Source organism: Tropicimonas sp. TH_r6 (assembly GCF_033101155.1).
Classification (GTDB): domain Bacteria; phylum Pseudomonadota; class Alphaproteobacteria; order Rhodobacterales; family Rhodobacteraceae; genus Tropicimonas.
In genome coordinates this window covers 1-20,756 of sequence record NZ_JAWMPX010000038.1, presented here as the reverse complement: position 1 = coordinate 20,756, position 20,756 = coordinate 1, and the positions used below count along the sequence as shown (strand labels likewise).

Below are 20,756 nucleotides of genomic sequence, written 5' to 3'. Positions count from 1 at the left end.
CCCGGCGGGCAGTCTGAACAGGCCGGTAATCCGGCCACAACGAAAATATTGGAGCGCAACCCAATGCAACGGTTCATCAACAATCCCGACGATATCGTGGACGAGACAGTCCGTGGCTTCGTCAAGGCGCATGACGATCTCGTTCGTCTCGACCCGGACAACGCACGTGTCTTGATCAGCAAACACGCCGGCGCCGAGGGGCGCGTCGGCATCGTTACCGGGGGAGGCTCGGGCCATGAACCGGCCTTCATCGGCTATACCGGGCGCAACATGGTCGATGCGGTCGCGGTGGGAGAGCTGTTCTCCTCGCCGACAGCAAAGAGCTTCCATGACGCCATCAAGGCGGCCGATGGCGGCGCGGGCGTGGCCGTGCTTTACGGCAACTATGCCGGCGACAATATGAACGTGAAGATGGCCTCCAGGTTGGCCAAGAAGGACAAGATCGCCATTGCCACGGTCGTGGCCAACGACGATGTCTGCTCGGCCCCGCCGGAAGAACGCGCGAAGCGGCGCGGCGTGGCGGGCGAGATCTTCATGTGGAAGATCGGCGGCGCGAAGGCCTCGACGGGCGCTTCGCTGGAAGAGGTGCAGGGCGCGGCCCAGAAGGCCATCGACGCCTGCCGCTCGGTCGGCGTTGGTCTTGGACCTTGCACGCTGCCCGCCGTAGGCCATCCGAATTTCGAGATCGAGCCGGGCAAGATGGAAGTTGGCATCGGCCATCATGGCGAACCGGGGACACGCGTCGAGGATCTCAAACCCGCCGACGAGATCGCCGACGACATGACGCAGATCGTGCTCGACGATCACGACCTGCCCGAGGGCACCGAACTGGCCGTCCTGGTCTCCGGTCTCGGCGCGACGCCGGTGGACGAACTCTACGTCCTTTATGATCGGATAGAGAGCCAGATCGCGGCGCGCGGGCTGAAGGTCTACCGTGCCTATGTCGGCAATTACTTCACCTCGCTGGAAATGGTCGGCGCGACGCTGACGGTGATGGCGCTGGACGACGAACTCAAGGGGCTTCTGGATGTCGAAGCCGAGGCCCCCGGCTTCAAGTGGAGAGGATGATGGATCAATTTGCGAATGCGGGCGCCGGCGTACTGGTCGGCGAGATCGCGCGGGTGATCGTCGAGAACAGGGCCTATCTCTCCGAGATCGACGGCAAGATCGGCGATGGCGATCACGGCGTGAACATGGCCAAGGGCTTCGGGCGTGCGGCCGAGAAGCTTGACGGCAGCGAAAGCCTCGACGCGGCGATGTCCGTCCTCTCGGATGTGCTGATGAACGAGATCGGCGGCTCAATGGGGCCGCTCTACGGGATGATGTTCCTTGGCATGGCCGAGATCATCGAGGAGGCCGAGCAGGTCGACGCGGCCCTGTTTGGCGAGATGCTGAAAAACGGGCTCGACGAGGTGAAGGATATCGGCTCGGCGGAGGTTGGCGACAAGACGCTGCTGGACGCCTATTCGCCCGCCGTGGACGCCTACAAATCCGCCATCGGGGATGGAAAGCCCATGGCCGAGGCGCTGGACGCGATGCGCGCGGCGGCCGAGGCCGGGCGGGATTCTACCGTCGACATGGTCGCGAAGGTGGGGCGGGCGTCCCGTCTGGGCGAGCGGTCCCGAGGCGTTCTCGACGCCGGAGCGACCTCCTGCAGCCTGATCCTCGCGGCCCTGGCCGAGGGAGTGAAACGCCGTCTGGACGGGTGATGAATGCTCTTGCTCTCGCCAATACTGTCGGGTCTACATGGGCGCATGGCGGAAGTAGGTGTTGACGACATCATGGCAGTGCTGCGCGAGGCTTCGGCCCGCCTGGCGAGTGCGTCGGAGCATCTGGGACAGCTTGACGGCGAGATCGGTGACGGGGATCACGGCACCACGATGGTGCGTGGTTTCTCGGCGATTGTCCGAGCTCTCGGCGAGGTCGAGCCAGGCTCGAGCGACCTGACAACGCTTTTCGCGCTCTGCGCTGGCAGCTTCCTTGATTCTGTCGGCGCCACAGCCGGCCCGCTCTATGCCTCCGGGCTGCTGCGGGCGGGCTCTTATGCGGAAGGACGGGAGTCGCTTCCCGCGCAGGAGGCGCCGATGCTCCTGGTCGCCCTTGGCGACGGGATCGGAAGCCGTGGCAAGGCGGTCGCCGGGGACAAGACGATGATGGATGTCTGGCTGCCAGTTGGGCAGGCGGTCAAGGCCGCCCGCGCGAAGGGCGCGCCCCTCGGTGACACCCTGGCCGAGGTAAAGACCGTGGCCGGACACGCGACAGAAGCCACCAGGAGCATGATCGCGTCCAAGGGGCGCGCGGCACGGCTTGGCGAACGCAGCATCGGCCATGTCGATCCCGGTGCCGCCTCCGCTGCGATCATAATTGACAGCTTCTCCGACATCCTCGCCCAGAGGCTCGGCTGATGGCCGCCAAAGCGGGAACCGGAACGGCCCCGGCGGCCGTGTCGGGGCGTTCTGACAGCGGGATTCCGCTCCGCTTCGGCGATGACCTGCTGCTTTGGGCCAGCTGGCTCTATTACGAAGAGGGCCTGACCCAGAGCGACATCGCGCGCATCATCGGTGTCTCGCGCGCCTCCGTGATTTCCTATCTCGCGGATGCGAGGACACGCGGTATCGTCAATATCGCCATCGAAACAGCAAAGCTGCGCTCCCTTTCGATCGCGAAAGCGCTCCAGGAACATTTCGGTCTCAAGGACTGCCTCGTCATTCCCGGCGAAGGCGGGGGGCGAAACCCGTTCGAGAGCCTGGGAAGCGGCGGCGCGCAGGCGCTGCGCTCCATATTCAAACCTGGCGACACGATCGGCGTGGGCTGGGGGCGCTCGGTGCTGGCAGCGGCCGAGCGGCTCTCGGTGGACGGGTTGCAGGATGTGCGCGTCGTGCAGGCCACCGGATCGACCAGCGCCCATGTGCCCTATACACCCGCGGCCTGCGCAACCGCCATGGCGACCGCGATCCGGGCGGAATGCATCCCGATCTCCGCGCCGGCCATCGTGTCGCGCCGAGAGCTGCGGGATATGCTGTTGCAGGAAACCCCGGTGCGCGAGCAGCTCGCCAGCCTGGAAGAGCTGAACCGGATCGTCTTCGGGATTGCCTCGCTCAGACCGAACTCCACCCTCTACAGCTCCGGGTTCCTGAACGACAACCCGCAGTTCCGCGATGCCTATGCCGGTGCCGTAGGGGCCATTGCCGGCCACTACATTGATGACATGGGCCGCAAGGTCGACGGTCCGCTGGACGGTCGGATCATCGGGATCTCGCTTGAGCAGATCGCGTCAACGCCACAGCGCATCGCGATCGCTTCCGGGATCGACAAGGTTCCGGCAATTCTGGCTGCATTGCGGGGCGGCTTCGTCAACGTCCTGATCACCGATGCAGTGACTGGCGCTGGCATCCTCAGTGCCGATGGACGGGACATCCAGACCGCGCACGCCGCGGCGCCCCAGGCATCAGGGACGGGAACGGCGGTTCTCGTGCGCAGCTCGGTCAAGAAGTTCCTCAACGCACCGGACGATGCCGTTGACGAGGCCCTTGAGGGAGCGGTCACCGAGCACGCCGCTTTTCTGCGTCCTGTACGAGAGTCGAATCGCGCCCTGATCGCGCGAAATGGCCCGCGGGAGGGCAAAGTCGGGCTGGTCATCGGCGGTGGCTCTGGGCACGACCCCTGTTTTCTCGGCTATGTCGGGCGTGGCATGGCGGATGCCGTCGCGATCGGCAATGTCTTCGCCTCGCCGCCCCCCGGCCCGATATTCGATTGCACCCGTGCGGTGAACCGGGGTGCGGGCGTGCTGCACCTGTTCGGCAACTATTCCGGCGATGTGATGAATTTCGAGATGGCGGCGGAAATGGCGCAGATGGAAGGGATCGAGGTCAGCACCGTCGTGACGACCGATGACATTGCCTCCTCGGGGGCGGAAGATCGCTCCGGACGGCGGGGCGTTGCAGGGAATATCTTCGTGTTCAAGGTTGCAGGTGCGGCATGCGACAGGATGTTGCCGCTGCCCCAGGTCGAGTCGCTGGCGCGAAAGGCCAACAGGCGAACCTACACGGTCGGCGTGGCGCTGGAATCCTGTTCGCTGCCGGAAACAAGGCGGCCGCTCTTTACTCTCGGGGATGGCGAGATGGAGGTGGGAGTCGGCGTTCACGGTGAGCCTGGCGTTCTGCGCCAGAGCGTGGAAACGGCCGACGACACGGCCGATCTGGTGGTCGACAGGATCCTGTCGGAGATGGATCCTGCGCGTGGAGATGAAGTTGCGCTGCTGCTGAACTCGCTTGGTTCGACGCCGTTGATGGAGCTCTACATTATCGGTCGAAGAGTACGGCAACGTCTCAAGGCGCGTGGAGTATCCGTTGCCCGAAGTTGGGCGGGACATTACTGCACGTCCCTGGACATGGTCGGGATGTCGGTCACGATGATGCATCTCGACGAGCAGCTCAGGGACCTGCTGGACCACCCAAGCGACACGCCGGCATTCCGTATCGCGTGACGCCAGAGCGTGATGGCGATCGGCGACGCGCAAACTCAGCCAATCCCGGTATTTCAAGACATCGCCCGGGATCATCCGCTTTGCGGCGATAGTCGCACGGCTCCCGCTTTCCCTTCGATCCAAACTGCAAGGCTGAGATCCGGCGCGGGCGGGTCGAGCTTTGATGCTGTAACCGCCCTCGACGACGTCTGATGTGCCACGGTGGGTTTGTCACAACCCACATTAGAGGCGAAAATCGACCCCAGAGGCCCCTTGACCGTCGCGGATACTCAAATGGGGCGGCTCACCCAAAACGGAGTCCGTCTGCAGTCGGATGGTTTTCTCGGGGCGGGAAAACGGGCTCAGACTTGGCGCGTCGCTTGCCACCACACGGTGCAAAGGGCTGGCGGTTGGAGCAACGCCTGCTGGAGAAAGCGCGGTTGCATCCTGGGGCAGTGTCACCGACGTCTGAGGCGACAAGGACGTCCCGGCCTAAACCAAAGCTGACCTTAACGCCTGCCGTGACGACCTGCTCAAGCGGGAGCTCGCAGGCAGCAGCGCCAGGCGGATCTGACGGACTGTGCGGCCGTTCATCAACCGGCGTGCCCCCACTGAAATGGCGCGGCTTCGCCGATCACTGGCGCGTTCTCCCAAGTCGGAAACGGCCGTCATTCCTATGTGCGTATCATCAAACGGCGACTGAAGGACGGTGACTGAGATGAAAGCCAGGACCATAGCACTTGCGACGAGTTCAATGCTGGCAGCCAGCGCGGCGGCGGCGGAAATAACCTTGCTTGGGGAAGCCAAGTTGGGATTCTCCGGGGGATCCGGTGAAACAACACAATTCTACCAGGATCTCGATATCGAGTTCATCTTCTCCGGTCAGACCGAAAACGGGCTCTCATTTGGAGCCTCGGTCGACCTGAGCGACGCGGACACCCTCGGAAACACGACCGGCGATATCGGCTACGAGGTCTTCATCAGCGGTGGTTTCGGCACCGTGACGATGGGCGACACCGACTCGGCCTTCCAGTTTGCGGTCCTCGGTACCGACGCCTGGGGAAGTCCCGGCTCCATCGCGGATAACGAGACCACCCATTGGGGCTTCCAGGACGACTGGCTCAAGGGGTCCGAAGACGGGCAGGTCCTGCGTTACGACTACAGCCAGGGCGACTTCGGCTTCGCAGTTTCGCTCGAAATGGACGACGCATCCGACTACGCCCTGCGCGAACAAGGGCGCGACCGCCGCGACCCGTCCTGGGGTTTGGGTTTGAGCTATGCGCCTCGGCTGGGAGACGGCCAACTGAAAGTCGGCCTCGGCTATGAGACAGCAGGACGCGGCGAGATCGGGTTGGGGCTGACCGACCTGCAGGCGGAAAGCATCGCGGATAAACTGTCGTCCATCGGGGTCGCTCCGGGAGACGCGCTGGAATCTGGTCTTTTCCGCTATAACAACAGCAACGACAGATACGAACTGGTTGTCGATCTCGGTGACAACACCACGAACTGGGGCGGTAGCATCGGTTACGAGATGGATAACGGCTTCTCCTTCGGCGGGGTCTACACGGTCTTTGACGGAGACCAGCTGAAGAGTGGCGACTACTGGGGCCTGGGCGTCGGCTACACGTTCGACAAGGTTTCGCTCCATGCCAACTATGGCGAGCACTCCTTCAAGAATACCTATGGGGAGAAACTCGACACAAGCGGTTGGGGCCTCTCTGCCGGTTATGATCTCGGAGGGGGCATGTCGGTTCTTGCTGGCTACGGCAACAGCGAAGCAACCGCCAGGGGCGACTTCAACGGGAACGGAACCGACAACAAGATCGGCCTCGACGGCGAGACATTTTCGCTCGGTCTGAGCATGACGTTCTGAGACCCTGATTGCGTGCTGAGGATGTCCGCCAGGGCGTCCTCAGCATCTGCGGTGGAGCACTGTCACCGCCGAGATCCTCCGTGTCGCGGAGGGTTTCTCGATTCCTCCCCCGACTATCCCATCTTGGCGCGAAGAGGCGCCCGAGAGCGTTCCCTTGGGCCGTGAAGGCCCCGCCTAGCAAATGGAATCAGGCGGACTTGCGCGCAATCGCACGCATCTGGCGTGGCGACTGCCCGTGCCAGCGCCGGAAAGCCGCGCTGAATGCGCTGGAGTCGGAATACCCCAACCTGCCGGCAATTTGAGCCATTTGCTGATCGGTTTCGCGGACAAGCGACAAGGCAAGGTCCTCGCGAAGCTTTGCGGAGAGTTCCCGAAAACGTGTGCCCTCGTCCGACAACCGGCGCACAAAGGACCGGCAACTCATGCCGAAATGGCGGGCAACGTCTACCTGCCTCGGCCAGCAGACCCCTGAGTGCTTCAGGACGTGGATTTCCACCTGCCTTGAGAGGGAAATCGCCTGCGTCTTGCTCAGAATGGCCTCGCAATGGCCGGCCATAAGCGCCTTCAGGTGGGGATCGGCGGTCAGGAGTGGAAGGTCCAGCGTTGACGGCCGCAGACGAATGGCGTTGTGGGGCGCGTTGAACTCAATCGGACAACCGAGAACCCGCTGCAGTTCCGAAGTCTTCCGCGGCGACGGGCTTTGCAGGAGCACCTTCCTGGGATGGATTCTCTGACCGGAGGCGACCCGCAAGCCGGTCAGGATGTCAGCCACGGAGTGCTCGACGGTCTGTCGTCCGGTTGTTTCGGGTGGAACATGAATCCGCCAGGCGAGCTCACCATGGGTCTCAAGCCGTTCGGGATAGTATTCGACACCTGCCCCCAGGACCTGGCCAAAGCGGGTGAGCATCTCGGACAATTGCAGAACGGTTTCAGCCGAGCGAACAAAATAGAAGAGCGGGGTGGCGACGCTTGGCTTTTCCATGGTGCCGAAGTGCAGCCCGAAAAAGTCGTCTCCCGTGAGTCTCGCGGCCTCCTCCCAAAGCGTCACGACCATTCGAAAAGGAACCGAGGGTGTGTCCTGCTCAAGCTCCTTCGGACAAAGGCCCGCCTTGCGCAACAGCCACACCACCGGGTGTCCCTGTCGTCGCAGGTGTTCGATCATTTGCTTGGCGCGTACCGGGTTATGAAGCAGATCGGTCTGGCGCGATGGGGGCGGGAAGGGTCCGGCCATAGTTTGATCCTTCAGACTGCTGCGACCCTCCGTCACGAGCGGCCCCTCGACCAGCGCAAGTCGCGCCGGGGACCGGGCAGACCTGACTGGTTTCGGCGCGCGACCTCTCCTGAACGGCGGATGAAAACAGTTGGCGATTGCAGGGTTCGGGAAGGCCCGACCGGCTCAAGGGATCCTACGCTGTGGCCTGGCCCCAAGGCGCAGCGTTGTCCCTGATCGCAGGACCCGGCATCCGATCTCGATCGCACGGCGGGTGTCCCGGAGATCCATGGCAATCGAGGTTTGCGAATTCCAACGGGGCTGCGCACGTTTCTGCCGCGACCTGGAAGGCATTGCCTGACCCTCATTCTTGGGTGCCCCACTTTGCTTCCCACCAACTTGCTTGCATTTTGCTATCAACTTTATAGCAGCAATCAACGGCTGCGCAAGGTCCGTCGGCGTGACCCCGGTATGAGCCGTGATCAATCTCCGATGCTCGTCTGCAATGAGGGATGACTGTGCGCGTGCTGGGGCTTGCAGCGAGGTGCGGCAAGAGCAGGCGGCGGACCTGGCATCCCGTCCAACGGCTCCAGCCCCCCGGTCATTGTGCCAGCGGCGCGTCTCGAATGCGCAACCCACTGGCCGACAGATGACGCAGCCCGCCTCCCGAAGCACAAATGGACAAGGCCGCCTCCCGGCGGCCTTGACGATGCGCGTCTTCATTCCGGAGGGTGGCCCGGTCCGGCCACACCGGCTGCGGGCGAAGCCCGGCTCAGCTTTGCAGATACACCACGTGGGTCTGCGTGTTCTCGTAGAGACCATGCTTGCCATCCGCGCCGCCGATGCCGGACTTGCGGACGCCGGCATGATAGCCCTGCATCGCTTCGAAGTTCTCGCGGTTGATATAGGTCTCGCCGAACTTGATCTCGCGGCAAGCCTTCATGGCGGCCCCGATATCGCGGGTGTAGATCGACGAAGTCAGGCCGAAATCGCTGTCATTGGACCGGACAATCGCCTGCTCCAGATCATCGACGACATTGACCGGCAGGACCGGACCGAAGACTTCGGTCTGCATGATCTCGCTGTCCTGCGCGACACCGGCCAGAACGGTGGGTTGGTAGTAGTTCCCGGCGCCCAGATCCGCGATCTCACCGCCCGTCACGACCTCGGCCCCAGCGGCCTTGGCGCGCTCGACCAGCCCGGCCACGTTGTCCAGGCCGGCCTTGTTGATCATCGGGCCGTAATCCACGCTCTGATCCTCGAGCGGGTTCCCGAAGGTGCTCGCCGACATGTGCTTGGACAGCAGTGCCATGAACTCGTCGGCCACGGCGCGCTCGACATAGACCCGCTCGGCACAGTTGCAGACCTGTCCGGAATTGATCACGCGGCTGGCGGTGATCGCCTTGGCCGCAAGCTCGAGATCGCCATCCGCGCAGACAATTGCCGGTGCCTTGCCGCCAAGCTCCAGGTTCACCTTGGTGATGTTCTTGGCTGCGGCCTCCATGATCCGGACGCCGGTATCGACAGAACCGGTAAAGCTCAGCATCCCGACATCCGGGTTGTCGCAGAGCGCGTTGCCGGTGGTCGAACCATGACCGTAGATCATGTTGACCACGCCATCGGGCAGGCCGACCTGCGCGGCGAGGTCCATGAAGGCGGCCGCGTTGTTCGGGGTTTCCTTGGACGGCTTGATGACGATGGTATTGCCGGTCACCAGCGCCGGCGCCAGCTTGCGGGCGATCAGGAAGAAGGGGAAATTCCACGGCAGAATGCCGCCAATGACACCGATCGCCTGCCGGAACAGGAAGATGTTTTCGCCCGGCCGGTCAGAGGTGATGATCTCGCCCTCGATGCGACGCGCCCATTCGGCCATGTAGTCCATGTAATCAGCGGTGAAGCCGACCTCGACCTCGGCCAGCCCCATGACCTTGCCCTGCTCCTCGACAATCGTCTTGGCGATCTCGGGCACGTTCTCCCGGATCTTCGCCGCGATCGCGCGCAGATAGCCCGCGCGTTCGATGGCCGGCAGCGCTTCCCAGGCACGCTGCGACCCCTTGGCTGCTTCCACGGCGGCATCGACCTGTTCGACCGGCGTGTCCGGGATCTCCGAAAGCACCGCGCCGGTTGCAGGGTTGTCCACCGGAATCATCGTTCCCGTCGGATCGATGAAAGCACCATTGATGTAGTTCTTGTGCTGTTTGGTCATGCCATCCTCCCAAATAGGCGTGTGTCCTGCCACAAGATGGTTTGAAAAACGGGCGCAATGCAAGAAGGATTCGAAATGTTTCGATTTTCGGATGTCGATTGGTCGCGGAAGGGCAGGTTGGACAGTAATCTTTACATAAAAGCCAGAATTCCTCCACCTACTCCATATGCGCGCTCGATCTTGACAGGAAACAAGATCGTTCATAGCCTTTTTCTCGAAACGTTTCGAACGATCGCGTTCGCGAGACGACGGAAGATCACAACCGCTCATCAGAGATCTGGGAGGGATCGATGACTGAGATCCGACAGGATTGCACACCTCTACCGTCAACGCGCTGGATTCACCCCCTTGGGCGGCGCCCGCAAGCCGCCACCTCTGACGGTTGCGCTGATGAGCGGCAGGCCATCGCCCCAGGCATGAACATCACGAGCGCGGGTCAGCATCTTCCAACCGCGGCGCGGACGGTGCCCCTGCCCTCGCCCCGCACCCTCCCTCGAACCCCTTGACTGGAGCCCCCATGCTTATCGGACTCGACCCCGCCCTCTCCCCCGACTTGTTGCGCGTCCTGCGCGCCATGGGACATGGCGACGTGATTGCCATCGTGGATGCAAATTTCCCGGCGGAGGCCTGCGCCCAACGCCTCGTGCGTGCCGACGGCCTCTCGGCCACCCGCATGTTGCAAGCGGTGCTCTCCGTCATGCCGCTCGACCACATGTCCGCCCCGGCCGCCTTCTCCATGGAGGTCGTGGGCGACCCGGAGGCCATTCCGGACGCGGTGGCGGACTTCCAGTCGGTGATTGACACCTCGGCGGACACACCCTCCCATATCGGCCCTATCGAGCGGTTCGCCTTCTATGAAAAGGCGCGAGACGCCTTCGCCATCCTGCAAACTGGCGAAGGCCGACTCTACGGCAACATCATGCTGATCAAGGGCGTCGTGCAGCCCTGAGACAGCCGTCCGGTCGCCAGCAGGCGCTGGCGGCCGATGCATCGACGCATTGCACACCGGCGGCAGCCACACGCCCCTCGACCGACGCAAGAGGACCATGGGCACACTCGCCGGACATTTCCGTCGAATCGCCATAAATCGCATCGTTTCGATTTTTTGCTTCAGCCCACCCCCTCCGAAGACATGCCCACCCGAATTCGGACCCACGAAACCGCGCAGACACCAACACGAAACAACCGGACTCACGCAACACTGATTTAACTATTTGATTTTTAGTATTATATTTGAACACCACTTGACGGAGAACCACCCCCTCCGAGAAGCCCGACTCCGCGGACGCTGCGGCAGATCATCTCCGAGTGTTGACATGAGGCAGAAGCAATGTTCACATGGCATCGAACCGGTTCGAAATTGCTCCAGTCGTTTCGACAACGAAGCGGCGGGGGCAGAAGACGGGGCTTTGAGGAGGGCTCCAGTTTCGTACCTTGGGAGGAGACAACAGGTTCACCGACAGTCCGGGCGACAGCGTCGCCGGGGTCTTTCTGTCCATGACCCGATGCCCCCAGTTACGATTCTGATGCACCCGCCCGACGCCCCGTGAGGCGAAAGTTGGAGCGCATAAATGGACAAGATTGTCGAGATGATCGGCATCGACAAGGGCTTCCCCGGGGTGCAGGCCCTCAAGGATGCGCAACTCGAACTCCGCAAAGGCGAGGTTCACGCCCTGATGGGCGAAAATGGCGCGGGCAAGTCGACGCTGATGAAGGTCCTGTCCGGGATCTACAAGAAAGATGCCGGCGAGATCCTGATCCGCGGCAAGTCCGAGGAGCCGGTGGGGCCGCGCGAAGCGCAGGCGCTCGGCATCGGGATCATTCACCAGGAACTTAGTCTGATGAACGACCTCTCGGCCGCTCAGAACATCTTCATCGGCCGCGAGCCGCGCCGCTCGCTTGGCCGGATCGATGACGCGGCGATGAACCGACAGGCCGCCGAGCTTTTCGCCGCCATGCATCTCGATCTCGACCCCGCCGTGCTGGTGGGGGATCTGACCATCGCCAAGCAGCAGATGATCGAGATCGCCAAGGCGCTTTCCTTCGATTCCGAAATCCTCGTCATGGACGAGCCGACGGCGGCCTTGAACGATGCCGAGATTGCGGATCTCTTCGTCATCATCAACGAGCTGAAGGCCAAGGGCCACGGCATCATCTATATCAGCCACAAGATGGACGAGTTGAAGCGGATCGCCGACCGCGTGACGATCATGCGCGACGGTCAATATGTCGGCACGGTCGAGGCCAAGGAGACACCAGTCGCCAAGATCATCGCCATGATGGTGGGCCGTGAAGTGAATCACGAACCGCTCGTGGTGCCGGATCTGTCGGAGTTCCCGGTGGCTCTGGAGGTCCGCGGGCTGACACGCGGCAAGGAGATCCGCGATGTGAGCTTCGATTTGCGCAAGGGCGAGGTTCTGGGCTTTGCCGGGCTGATGGGCGCCGGGCGCACCGAGGTGGCGCGGGCGATCTTCGGCGCGGACCCGCTGGAGGCCGGCGAGATCCTTGTGGCGGGCGAAACGACCAGGATCACCTCGCCCTATGACGCCGTGAAGGCCGGGATCGGCTATCTCTCCGAGGACCGCAAACGCTACGGCCTCGCCGTCACGATGGATGTGGCCGCGAATACCGTCATGCCGAACCTAGAACGCTTCACCTCCTCGACCGGCGTGCTGAACGAGCCAGCGATCGACGTGGCCACATCCGACATGGTCGACAAGCTCAAGATCCGGACGCCCTCGATCCATCAGGAAGTCCGGCTGCTCTCGGGCGGCAACCAACAGAAGATCGTCGTCGGCAAATGGCTTCTGCGCGATTGCGACATCTTCATCTTCGACGAGCCGACGCGCGGCATCGATGTCGGCGCCAAGGCCGAGATCTACAAGCTGATCGAGGACCTGACCGCGCGCGGCAAGGCCGTGATCATGATCTCCTCCGAGCTTCCGGAGGTCATGCGCCTGAGCCATCGCATCCTGGTGATGTGCGAGGGCCGCGTCACCGGCATCCTGCCGGGCGGTGAAGAGACCAGCCAGGAAGACATCATGACCCTCGCGACGCAACGCGAGACGACACAACAGAACGCGGGAAATATGCAATGACAGCCTCAGTCGACGTCAAGAAGGAAGGCGGCTTCCTGGCCGGGCTCATCAAGTCCGGCGCGCATCAGAAATTGCTGGCCTTCGCCAGCCTCATCATGCTGCTGATCGGCTTCTCGCTGGGTTCGCCGAATTTCATGCAGATGTCCAACATGATCGCCATCCTGCAGGCGACGAGCGTCATCGGCGTACTCGCAATCGGCGTGACGTTGATCATCATCACCGGCGGCATCGACCTCTCGATCGGCACGATGATGACCTTCTGCGCGGTAATCAGCGGCGTGTTCCTGACCTATTGGGGCCTGCCACTTCCCATCGGCGTGCTCGCAGGCATCGGCGCCGGGGCCTTCTGCGGCTTCTGCTCGGGCACCTTCGTCGCCAAGATGAAGATCCCGCCCTTCATCGCCACGCTGGGCATGATGCTGATCCTCAAGGGGCTGTCGCTGGTCATCTCCGGCACCCGCCCGATCTATTTCAACGACACGCCGGGCTTCAGCGAGATCTCGCGCGGCTCACTCATCGAAAATATCATCCCCGGCCTGCCGATCCCCAATGGCGTGCTGATCCTGTTCCTGGTCGCCATCGGCACCGCCTATGTGCTGAGCAAGACCGTGTTGGGCCGCTACACCTACGCGCTCGGCTCCAACGAGGAGGCCGTACGTCTCTCCGGCGTCAATGCCGACCGCTGGAAGATCGCCATCTACACCTTTGCGGGCTCGATCTGCGGCGTGGCCGGCGTTCTCATCGCCTCGCGCCTCAACTCTGCCCAGCCCGCGCTCGGCCTCGGCTACGAGCTTGAAGCCATCGCCGCGGTCGTCATCGGCGGCACCTCGCTGGCCGGCGGGCGCGGCACCATCCTCGGGACCCTGATCGGCGCGCTGATCATGTCGGTCCTGACCAACGGCCTTCGGGTCATGTCCGTCGCCCAAGAATGGCAGACCGTCGCCACAGGCGCGATCATCATCCTGGCAGTCTATGCCGACATGTCCCGCAAGAAATAAGCGAACGATCCGGTCCGGCGGTGGGAGGCCGCCGGGACGACCCGAAACGATGAACATCGAAAAGTGGAGGAAACCATGTTCTCACGTCGTACGATCCTTGGCACCATCGCAGCCGCCACGCTGCTCTCCGGCACCACCGCAGCCATCGCCGAAGGCGAATATGTGGCACTCGTCTCCAAGGGCTTCCAGCACCAGTTCTGGCAAGCCGTGCAGTCCGGCGCCGAAATGGCCGCCGAAGAGCTGGGTGTGAAGATCACCTTTGAAGGCCCGGACAACGAAACCATGGTCGACAAGCAGATCGACATGCTCGCCGCAGCGCTCGCCAACAAGCCCGCCGCCATCGGCTTTGCCGCCCTGGACAGCCAGGCCGCGATCCCGCTGCTGCGCGACGCCGACGAGGCTGGCATCCCGATCGTCGCCTTCGACAGCGGCGTCGACAGCGATATCCCGCTCGCCACGGCCGCGACCAACAACGTGGCCGCCGCAGCGCTGGCTGCCGAGAAGATGGCCGAGTTCATCGGCGGCAAGGGCAAGGTCGCCGTGGTTGCGCATGACCAGACCAGCCGCACAGGCATCGAGCGCCGCGATGGTTTCCTTGACAAGATCAAGGCGGATTACCCGGATATCGAGGTTGTCACCGTTCAGTACGGCGCTGGCGACCAGCTCAAATCCACCGAGCTGACCAAGGCCATCCTGACCGCCAACCCGGACCTGAACGGCATCTTCGGCACCAATGAAGGCTCCGCCATCGGCGTGGTCAACGGTGTGAGCGAGATGGGCAAGGAAGATCTCGTGATCATCGGCTACGATTCCGGAAAGGCCCAGAAGGACGCAATCCGCAGCGGGTTGATGGCCGGCGCGATCACCCAGAACCCGGTCGGCATCGGCTACGAGACCGTCAAGGCGGCTGTCATGGCCGCGCGCGGCGAGAAAATCGAGTCCGAGATCGACACCGGCTTCTACTACTACGATGCCGATACCATCGACGACCCGAAGATCGCCGCGGTGCTCTACGACTGATCGAACAGCAGCTCGGCCGGACTTGATATCTCTTCCCCAGCCGGCCATTCATGAGCTTGCCTGCCCCCGCCGGACTCCGGCGGGGGCTTTCTTTTGCGCTTCGGCGCCTCACGCGATTGTGGCAGAAGGTGTTCTCCAGCACCGTCCCCAAACGGCCGGGAGGGCTATCGGGCTGCCCGTGTTGTCTCTAGGCAGGAAGACGACCAGACACGGGAGGTTCCATGACCCGATTGCTCCTTACCCGCAGCATGGCGACGGCCTGCATGCTTCTTTGCCTTTCATCCCTTCCGGGCGCCGCAGCCGAGCTGTGCCTGCGCGTCACGGTGAACGACCGGCCGGCTGGGTCGGAGACCCGGATCCGGCTGGCGGCCAGCGGCCAGCAGGCGCGCTCGGGGCAACCGGTCGCCGGCGCAGCCCGCTTTGACAGTCTCGCGCCGGGGACGTGGAAGCTGTCCCTGCGACATCCCCAGATGAAGCTCTATCGCACGACCCTGTCGGTAGATGGCGCAGTTTCGGTCCTGCTTGATTGCGGACACGCGGATGAGTGGTCCGGCTGCACGGTCAAGTCGCTGCCTGGCGGATGCTGACAGAAAAAACCCGACCGCCGGATGGCAGCCGGGCTGAATGTCACCAAACGCAATCGGCCTCGTCATTCGGCGCCTGACCGAAGCTCATCTTCCCACTCGGGTCATCTCTTGCGCTGTGTGGCCGATGGCGGCACGCAACTCTTCATGTTTCATGCCTGCGTTTCCTTGCGATTGCGTGTGGCGCGCGCTTTCCATGTCGACGCATAGGATTCGAGTTCGGGGATGGCGAGCGCCTCCGCGCGCGCGGGCTGGGTCTCGCTGAGCGGTCCGCGCCCGTGATGCGCAAGCTGTGCGGCGCCGAGCGCCACGCCGTCGGCCCGGGCATTGACGAAGACCTGCGCATCCGGGTTCAGCGCGGCCATGAGACCGGCAAAGAGCGGGTCGCGGATATAGGCGCCGTCGAGCAGCACAGTCCCGCTCTTGCCAAGCGCTTCGAGGCATTGCGAGGAGAGCAGCGCGCATTGCAGGATGGCGAGCGACTTGGCCTCGACCTCGCCTTTCGGCACCGTGCCCACGATCCGGCCCCGACCGGCCGTGCCGGGAAAGAGCCCGTCATCCGCCCCAAAGGTCGGCAGCGCCATGGTGCCGCGCGCCACCATCTGCGCGACGGCTTCCGGGGAGGCAGGCACATCCATGCTTTCCGAACCGGTGATGGCGGAGAATTCCCGCCCGCCCATGGTCATCACGCCGCCGACCACGCCGCCATCGGGATCGGCATTGCAGGTCATGCCGCGCGCCGGGTCGAGCCGCTCGAAAGGCGTGCTGTCAGACATGCCGACAATCCAGGTGCCGGTCGAGACGACCGAGAAGCCAGAGAAGCCCATCGCCTGGTAGCCATAGAAATTGGCGCTGGAATCGTGGATTCCGGTCAGGATGCGCATGTCCGCCGGTAGCCCGTACCGTTTCGCCAGTTCGGGCCGGATCGTGCCAAGGCTCTCCCATGCCTTGCGAAAGGGTGGCAGGAAGTGGGTCCAGGCGCGCCGCGTCACGATCTCGGATGGGCGCTGCGCGGTGAGATTCCAGAGCCCCGATTGCGCAGCCATATAGGTGATCTCCGCCGCGGCCACGCCGGAGAGACGCCAGGCCCAGTATTGCGGCAGGCAGAGATAGTCCGTGGCCGCCGCGAGGGCGTCCGGCATCTCGCGCTCCAGCCAGAGCAACTGCCGCGCCTGATGCAGCGCGCCGTGCAGGATGGCGCTGCCGCGATCCTCGAAGCCGCCGCCCTCCTGTTCATATTGCTCGCACAGCCAGTCGGGGATGTCCTGCTCGTAGTCGAGCATGGGGCAGATTGGATCTGACCGATCAAGGTCGTCCGGCCGCACCGGCACCCCTGCGGACCCATGCGCCGAGGTCACGAAGGCCTCCAGCTTGTGTCGCTGGGCGAGCGTGCCCAAGGTCTCGAACAACCAGGCTTCAGTCCCGCCGAGGTCATGACGACGGAAGGCGCCGTCCTGCAGCACCCTATTGGCAATGCCGGAGCGCTCGAGGATCTCGCCGTCCGGGCCGACGACAAGCAGTTTTACATTGGTCTTCCCAACGTCGAAGACGGCAACGGCCATGGGCCCGCTCCTTTCCCGCAGGATATCGACGGGAGCGCCAGCGAGGGCCAGCGCTCCTTCTTTGGATCAGGCGGGCGTCACGCCGCAGAAGCTGACAGTCATGCCAAGCTCCTTGGCAAGCGCAGCCTTGGTCATCATGGCGCGGTCAGCCTCCTCGGCGGAGGTCGCATAGGCGAGCTGGATATGGTTCGCCTTGTGACGGGCCATCATCTGGTCCCGGTCGACCCCGGTCAGCACGGCATGCATGATCGGCCATTGCGGCGTCGTGGCGTCGAGCCGGCGCTGCGTTTCTTCCTCGGGCAGGGAGATCGCCTGTCCGCGCCCGATATCCATGTGCAGCGCGCCACCTTCCACGAAGATCCGCGACCAGACGATCTCGCCCGGCTTGGCCACGCCCTGCAGCGTGCCGCCGCCATTGGGGAAATACATCGGCGGCTGGCGGAAGCTCTGGCTGCCGGCCCATCCACCCTCGTTGTGTTCCGCCGGAACAGCGCCCGAGATCAGGAAGACCCAGACATACGCATCGGTGCTTCCGCTTTCGTCCGGACCGCCCCAACGCAGGTCATGCAACGTATTCTCGACCGGCTGGCCAAGCGCCTTGTGCAGGCGATTGATCAGCAGCCCGTCGAGGCCAGCGCATTCATCGACCTCGTTGAAATGCGTGATCGGCTCGCCCTTGCGGATCACGCCATTCGGTCCGGTCACATCCGGGCGTTCGGAGCTGTTGAGCGTGCCCTCGACGAGATCGGAGGCCGGCAGAAGGTCCTTCAGGCCCTGCTGATACTGGATCCCGATGGCCTCGCAGCCGTATTCGTCGGCAATGCGCACGGCGGCGATATACATCCGGCACTGGTCCAGCACCTGCGCCTCGGTCAGGTCTTCTTCGTGGTTGTCGCCAAGGTGGAACGTCAGCCCCTTGGCCAGGTACCAGTCATAGACCGCGCGAGCCTCCTCGTCGGGAACCTGCGTCGCGGCATAGTAGAGCGCCGATTGCGACAGCCGTTCCTTGAAGATCCCCATGGGCAGCAGCAGTTCGTCGGGGATGATGGCGTTATGCATGCCCATGCAGCCCTCGTCGAACACGCCCATGATGGTCTTCTCGCGCAGAAGCGAGTCCACGATGCCTTTCACGATGGCCGCGTCGCCTGCCGGAAGCGCGATGTCCGGGCAAGGGGTAACGTGATCGGTTTCATGGGTGATCTTGCCGGTGTCGAGCCATTCATCGAGTGCGGCCTCAAAGAAGGGATCGTCGAAATTTTCGCTCCAGATGGAGGAATACGCGACCCCTGCCTTGGTCAGCGAGCCGTTGAGGTTGAGCATCCCCACAAGCCCCGGCCATTGCCCGGACCAGTTGGCGAGCGTCAGGATCGGTCCGCGGTGGTGATAGAGACCGGCAAGGATATGGTGCGAATACTGCCAGACCGCCTCGGCGACGATCAGCGGCGCGTCCGGGTCGATCCCGGCGAAGACGTCCATGCCCTCGCGCTGGCTGCCGATAAACCCGTGGCCTTGCGGCTTCTCCGGATGCCCCCGGGTGATGGTCCGCCCCTTAGCGGCGACCACCTCCATCAGGCGTTGCTCCATCGCCTTCTGGGCGGGCCAGCAAACGATATTCGCGCTTTCGCGCAGGTCTCCATTGGCTACAAGAACGATGTCTTTCATCGGTATTCCCTCTTGGCTCCTCTTCCAATTGGGTCGCAACGTCCATGGCTGCGGCACCAAATCCCATTTGCCCGCCCGGTTCAGGGGGCTGCCCCCGATCAGATCGGGCGTCGCGGCCGGGGCCGGCTGTGGTCACTCTGAGATGGCGGACGTCCCGGTGCTCGGCACAGCCTGCGCCCGATATCCGCCTCCTGCGAACACGGCATCATCCCTCCTCCTGGTCTCCGCCATGTCATCCCTGCCGCGCGATCAGGCCGGCCAACCAGGCGCGAATGCCCGGTCCGGCAGCAACCCACAGGCACCAGCCTTTCATGCGACGAATCGATGTCGAAACGAAAATCGAAACGTTTCTATCAACAGAAAACCCCAGGGGAAGATTGATGTCAATGCTCAACGCAGGTGACGCGACGGGGAGCTGTTTGCCGTGATCAGAATTGCCATCGGGGGATTTTCGCGATAGGCATCCATAAAGGAAAGAATAAAAGGGGAATGAACGGCATGGCCACGATCCGGGATGTAGCAAAGGTCGCAGGCGTCTCTGTTTCGACGGTCTCCCTGGCGCTGAACCAGAAGGAACGGGTCAGCAGCAAAACGTTTCGAAAAATCATCGAAGCTGCCGAGAGCACGGGCTATGTCGCAAATCCGATCGCCAAGAGCCTGCGCAAGGGCCGAAGCCCGTTTGTCAGCCTGATCGTCTCCGACATCCGGAACTATTTCTCGCAGATGTTCCTGGCCGAGTTCGAGCATCGCGCCTTTGAGAAGGGCTACCTGCTGACCCTGTCGGACAAGTCCGGCCTGGCCAGCGACGAGACCGCCGTGATCCGGCAGCTGATCGCGCAACGGGTGACCGGCGTGATGATCTCCCCGACCCAGCAGACCCGCGCATTGCTGCCGCAGCTCGACCAGGCGGGCGTACCGGTGGTGCTGTACGACCACCAGATCCCGGATGCGGGATATGATTTCGTCGGACTGGACAATCGCCTCGCGGTCGGAATCCTGACACGCCACCTGTTCGGCCTCGGGCATCGGCGCATTGCCTATATCGGTGGCGAACCGGGCCTCTGGACCACGAATGAGCGCGAGCTGGGCTTTCGCAAGGCGATGGACTCCCAGGGGTTGCCGATCGACCCGGACACTCTGGTGTCCGGCAACTATACCCGCGACGGCGGCCATCGCGCGTCAATGAAACTCCTGTGTGACGCACGCCCGGTCACGGCGATCATCGCCGCCAATAACGAGATGATGATCGGAACACTTCAGGCGGCTCAGGAGTTGGGCTTTCGCTGTCCCGACGATCTCTCGATCTGCTGTATCGACGAAGCGCCCTGGGGCGATGTCCTGCGTCCGAGGGTGACCCACGCGGCGCAACCCGCGCGGGAGATGGCCATTCGCGCTGCGACGTGGCTTCTTGAACGGCTCGAAGATCCGAATGCCGCAATCGAACCGCGGTCTGAAGCCTTCGCGCCAACGTTCGTTCCCGGTGAAACAACGGGTCGACCGGCGGCACAGCGAGGATAGGGCAACCGCTCTCCCTCACAGTACCGGAAGAGACACCGTCGCCCCCCCGCCGACCGTCCCCTGGAACACCAGGATCACCCGACACGCGACGGGGGGCATAGACAAGACCAATTTACTCATCGCACACTCCGGCGCGGAGCAGGGAGTGCCGGATGACAGAGACACCACTCGAACCGCAAATCGTGGACAAGATCCGCAAGAGTTTCGACGCACAGAGTCTGATGAAGACGCTGGGTGCCGAACTGGGCGAGATGTCGCCAGGCAAGATTGAGGTTCTGGCGCCGATACTGCCCGGAGCGCAGCAGCAGAATGGCTTCGCTCATGCCGGCCTGACCTTTTCTCTGGGCGATGTTGCCGCCGGTTATGCTGCGCTGTCGATGATGCCGGCGGAGGCGGACGTGCTTACGGTCGAGATAAAGATCAACCTTCTTTCCCCGGCCAAAGGCGACAGGCTCATCGCGCGCGGCTATGTGATCAAACCCGGACGGCGGCTCTTTGTCGTCGGCGCGGAGGTTCTGGTGGATCAGAACGGAACGCTCAAACCGGTGGCCATGCTCCAG

16 protein-coding genes are annotated in these 20,756 nt (G+C 63.2%); 12 read left to right on the top strand and 4 right to left on the bottom strand.

From position 1 onward, the window contains the following. Nucleotides 1-63 precede the first annotated feature (63 nt). The 5 genes from R3X27_RS23060 to R3X27_RS23040 all read left to right on the top strand — a co-directional run bounded on the left by R3X27_RS23060 (nucleotide 64) and on the right by R3X27_RS23040 (nucleotide 6,338). Nucleotides 64-1,068 carry a dihydroxyacetone kinase subunit DhaK gene (locus R3X27_RS23060; protein WP_317711265.1) on the top strand — a complete coding sequence of 335 codons (1,005 nt, stop codon included), beginning with the start codon at nucleotides 64-66 and terminating at the stop codon, nucleotides 1,066-1,068. Then, on the top strand, nucleotides 1,068-1,709 hold the full coding sequence (gene dhaL / locus R3X27_RS23055; protein ID WP_317711264.1) for a dihydroxyacetone kinase subunit DhaL: 642 nt from the start codon (nucleotides 1,068-1,070) through the stop codon (nucleotides 1,707-1,709). The genes R3X27_RS23060 and dhaL (R3X27_RS23055) overlap by 1 nt, the downstream gene beginning before the upstream one ends. A 45-nt stretch (nucleotides 1,710-1,754) precedes the next feature. Beyond that, the gene (gene dhaL / locus R3X27_RS23050) at nucleotides 1,755-2,405 is read left to right on the top strand and encodes a dihydroxyacetone kinase subunit DhaL (protein WP_317711263.1); all 651 of its coding nucleotides are present in this window, start codon (nucleotides 1,755-1,757) and stop codon (nucleotides 2,403-2,405) included. Continuing rightward, nucleotides 2,405-4,486, top strand: a complete 2,082-nt coding sequence (locus R3X27_RS23045) for a bifunctional sugar-binding transcriptional regulator/dihydroxyacetone kinase subunit DhaK (RefSeq protein ID WP_317711262.1) — start codon at nucleotides 2,405-2,407, stop codon at nucleotides 4,484-4,486. The genes dhaL (R3X27_RS23050) and R3X27_RS23045 overlap by 1 nt, the downstream gene beginning before the upstream one ends. A gap of 697 nt (nucleotides 4,487-5,183) precedes the next feature. Further along, nucleotides 5,184-6,338 carry a porin gene (locus tag R3X27_RS23040; RefSeq protein WP_317711261.1) on the top strand — a complete coding sequence of 385 codons (1,155 nt, stop codon included), beginning with the start codon at nucleotides 5,184-5,186 and terminating at the stop codon, nucleotides 6,336-6,338. Between the two features lie 187 nt (nucleotides 6,339-6,525). Here the strand turns inward: R3X27_RS23040 and R3X27_RS23035 are convergent, their stop codons facing one another. Both R3X27_RS23035 and aldA read right to left on the bottom strand, forming a co-directional pair. Then, on the bottom strand, nucleotides 6,526-7,569 hold the full coding sequence (locus tag R3X27_RS23035) for an AraC family transcriptional regulator (protein ID WP_317711260.1): 1,044 nt from the start codon (nucleotides 7,567-7,569) through the stop codon (nucleotides 6,526-6,528). Between the two features lie 751 nt (nucleotides 7,570-8,320). Next, the gene (aldA, locus tag R3X27_RS23030; protein WP_317711259.1) at nucleotides 8,321-9,754 is read right to left on the bottom strand and encodes an aldehyde dehydrogenase; all 1,434 of its coding nucleotides are present in this window, start codon (nucleotides 9,752-9,754) and stop codon (nucleotides 8,321-8,323) included. A gap of 517 nt (nucleotides 9,755-10,271) precedes the next feature. Here aldA and R3X27_RS23025 point away from each other — a divergent pair. From R3X27_RS23025 to R3X27_RS23005, 5 genes are all read left to right on the top strand, one after another. Further along, complete coding sequence (locus R3X27_RS23025; protein WP_317711258.1) at nucleotides 10,272-10,703, top strand: RbsD/FucU family protein; 432 nt, start codon at nucleotides 10,272-10,274, stop codon at nucleotides 10,701-10,703. A gap of 622 nt (nucleotides 10,704-11,325) precedes the next feature. After that, nucleotides 11,326-12,852, top strand: coding sequence for a sugar ABC transporter ATP-binding protein (locus R3X27_RS23020; protein ID WP_317711257.1), 1,527 nt, complete (start codon nucleotides 11,326-11,328; stop codon nucleotides 12,850-12,852). Continuing rightward, the gene (locus tag R3X27_RS23015) at nucleotides 12,849-13,850 is read left to right on the top strand and encodes an ABC transporter permease (protein WP_317711256.1); all 1,002 of its coding nucleotides are present in this window, start codon (nucleotides 12,849-12,851) and stop codon (nucleotides 13,848-13,850) included. The genes R3X27_RS23020 and R3X27_RS23015 overlap by 4 nt, the downstream gene beginning before the upstream one ends. Nucleotides 13,851-13,925: 75 nt before the next feature. Beyond that, on the top strand, nucleotides 13,926-14,870 hold the full coding sequence (locus R3X27_RS23010) for an ABC transporter substrate-binding protein (protein ID WP_317711255.1): 945 nt from the start codon (nucleotides 13,926-13,928) through the stop codon (nucleotides 14,868-14,870). A gap of 221 nt (nucleotides 14,871-15,091) precedes the next feature. After that, nucleotides 15,092-15,457: a hypothetical protein gene (locus R3X27_RS23005; RefSeq protein ID WP_317711254.1), complete on the top strand. Its 366-nt coding sequence runs from the start codon at nucleotides 15,092-15,094 to the stop codon at nucleotides 15,455-15,457. 149 nt (nucleotides 15,458-15,606) lie between these two features. Here R3X27_RS23005 and R3X27_RS23000 read toward each other — a convergent pair whose 3' ends face one another. Together R3X27_RS23000 and R3X27_RS22995 are read right to left on the bottom strand one after the other, a co-directional pair. Next, nucleotides 15,607-17,016 (bottom strand): FGGY-family carbohydrate kinase, encoded by a 1,410-nt coding sequence (locus R3X27_RS23000; RefSeq protein ID WP_317711253.1) that lies wholly within the window; start codon nucleotides 17,014-17,016, stop codon nucleotides 15,607-15,609. Between the two features lie 66 nt (nucleotides 17,017-17,082). Next, complete coding sequence (locus R3X27_RS22995; RefSeq protein ID WP_317711252.1) at nucleotides 17,083-18,678, bottom strand: fucose isomerase; 1,596 nt, start codon at nucleotides 18,676-18,678, stop codon at nucleotides 17,083-17,085. A 498-nt stretch (nucleotides 18,679-19,176) separates the two neighbouring features. Between R3X27_RS22995 and R3X27_RS22990 the strand changes: the two genes are divergently transcribed. Next, nucleotides 19,177-20,196 carry a LacI family DNA-binding transcriptional regulator gene (locus R3X27_RS22990; RefSeq protein ID WP_317711251.1) on the top strand — a complete coding sequence of 340 codons (1,020 nt, stop codon included), beginning with the start codon at nucleotides 19,177-19,179 and terminating at the stop codon, nucleotides 20,194-20,196. A 152-nt stretch (nucleotides 20,197-20,348) separates the two neighbouring features. Then, a partial coding sequence (locus R3X27_RS22985; protein WP_317711250.1) for a PaaI family thioesterase occupies nucleotides 20,349-20,756 on the top strand: 408 nt, incomplete at its 3' end.

Bases quoted from the DNA above. Each gene is read 5' to 3' on its own strand.
- R3X27_RS23060 (WP_317711265.1), top strand. From the start codon at position 64: ATGCAACGGTTCATCAACAATCCCGACGATATCGTGGACGAGACAGTC.
- dhaL (WP_317711264.1), top strand. From the start codon at position 1,068: ATGGATCAATTTGCGAATGCGGGCGCCGGCGTACTGGTCGGCGAGATC.
- dhaL (WP_317711263.1), top strand. From the start codon at position 1,755: ATGGCGGAAGTAGGTGTTGACGACATCATGGCAGTGCTGCGCGAGGCT.
- R3X27_RS23045 (WP_317711262.1), top strand. From the start codon at position 2,405: ATGGCCGCCAAAGCGGGAACCGGAACGGCCCCGGCGGCCGTGTCGGGG.
- R3X27_RS23040 (WP_317711261.1), top strand. From the start codon at position 5,184: ATGAAAGCCAGGACCATAGCACTTGCGACGAGTTCAATGCTGGCAGCC.
- R3X27_RS23035 (WP_317711260.1), bottom strand. From the start codon at position 7,569: ATGGCCGGACCCTTCCCGCCCCCATCGCGCCAGACCGATCTGCTTCAT.
- aldA (WP_317711259.1), bottom strand. From the start codon at position 9,754: ATGACCAAACAGCACAAGAACTACATCAATGGTGCTTTCATCGATCCG.
- R3X27_RS23025 (WP_317711258.1), top strand. From the start codon at position 10,272: ATGCTTATCGGACTCGACCCCGCCCTCTCCCCCGACTTGTTGCGCGTC.
- R3X27_RS23020 (WP_317711257.1), top strand. From the start codon at position 11,326: ATGGACAAGATTGTCGAGATGATCGGCATCGACAAGGGCTTCCCCGGG.
- R3X27_RS23015 (WP_317711256.1), top strand. From the start codon at position 12,849: ATGACAGCCTCAGTCGACGTCAAGAAGGAAGGCGGCTTCCTGGCCGGG.
- R3X27_RS23010 (WP_317711255.1), top strand. From the start codon at position 13,926: ATGTTCTCACGTCGTACGATCCTTGGCACCATCGCAGCCGCCACGCTG.
- R3X27_RS23005 (WP_317711254.1), top strand. From the start codon at position 15,092: ATGACCCGATTGCTCCTTACCCGCAGCATGGCGACGGCCTGCATGCTT.
- R3X27_RS23000 (WP_317711253.1), bottom strand. From the start codon at position 17,016: ATGGCCGTTGCCGTCTTCGACGTTGGGAAGACCAATGTAAAACTGCTT.
- R3X27_RS22995 (WP_317711252.1), bottom strand. From the start codon at position 18,678: ATGAAAGACATCGTTCTTGTAGCCAATGGAGACCTGCGCGAAAGCGCG.
- R3X27_RS22990 (WP_317711251.1), top strand. From the start codon at position 19,177: ATGGCCACGATCCGGGATGTAGCAAAGGTCGCAGGCGTCTCTGTTTCG.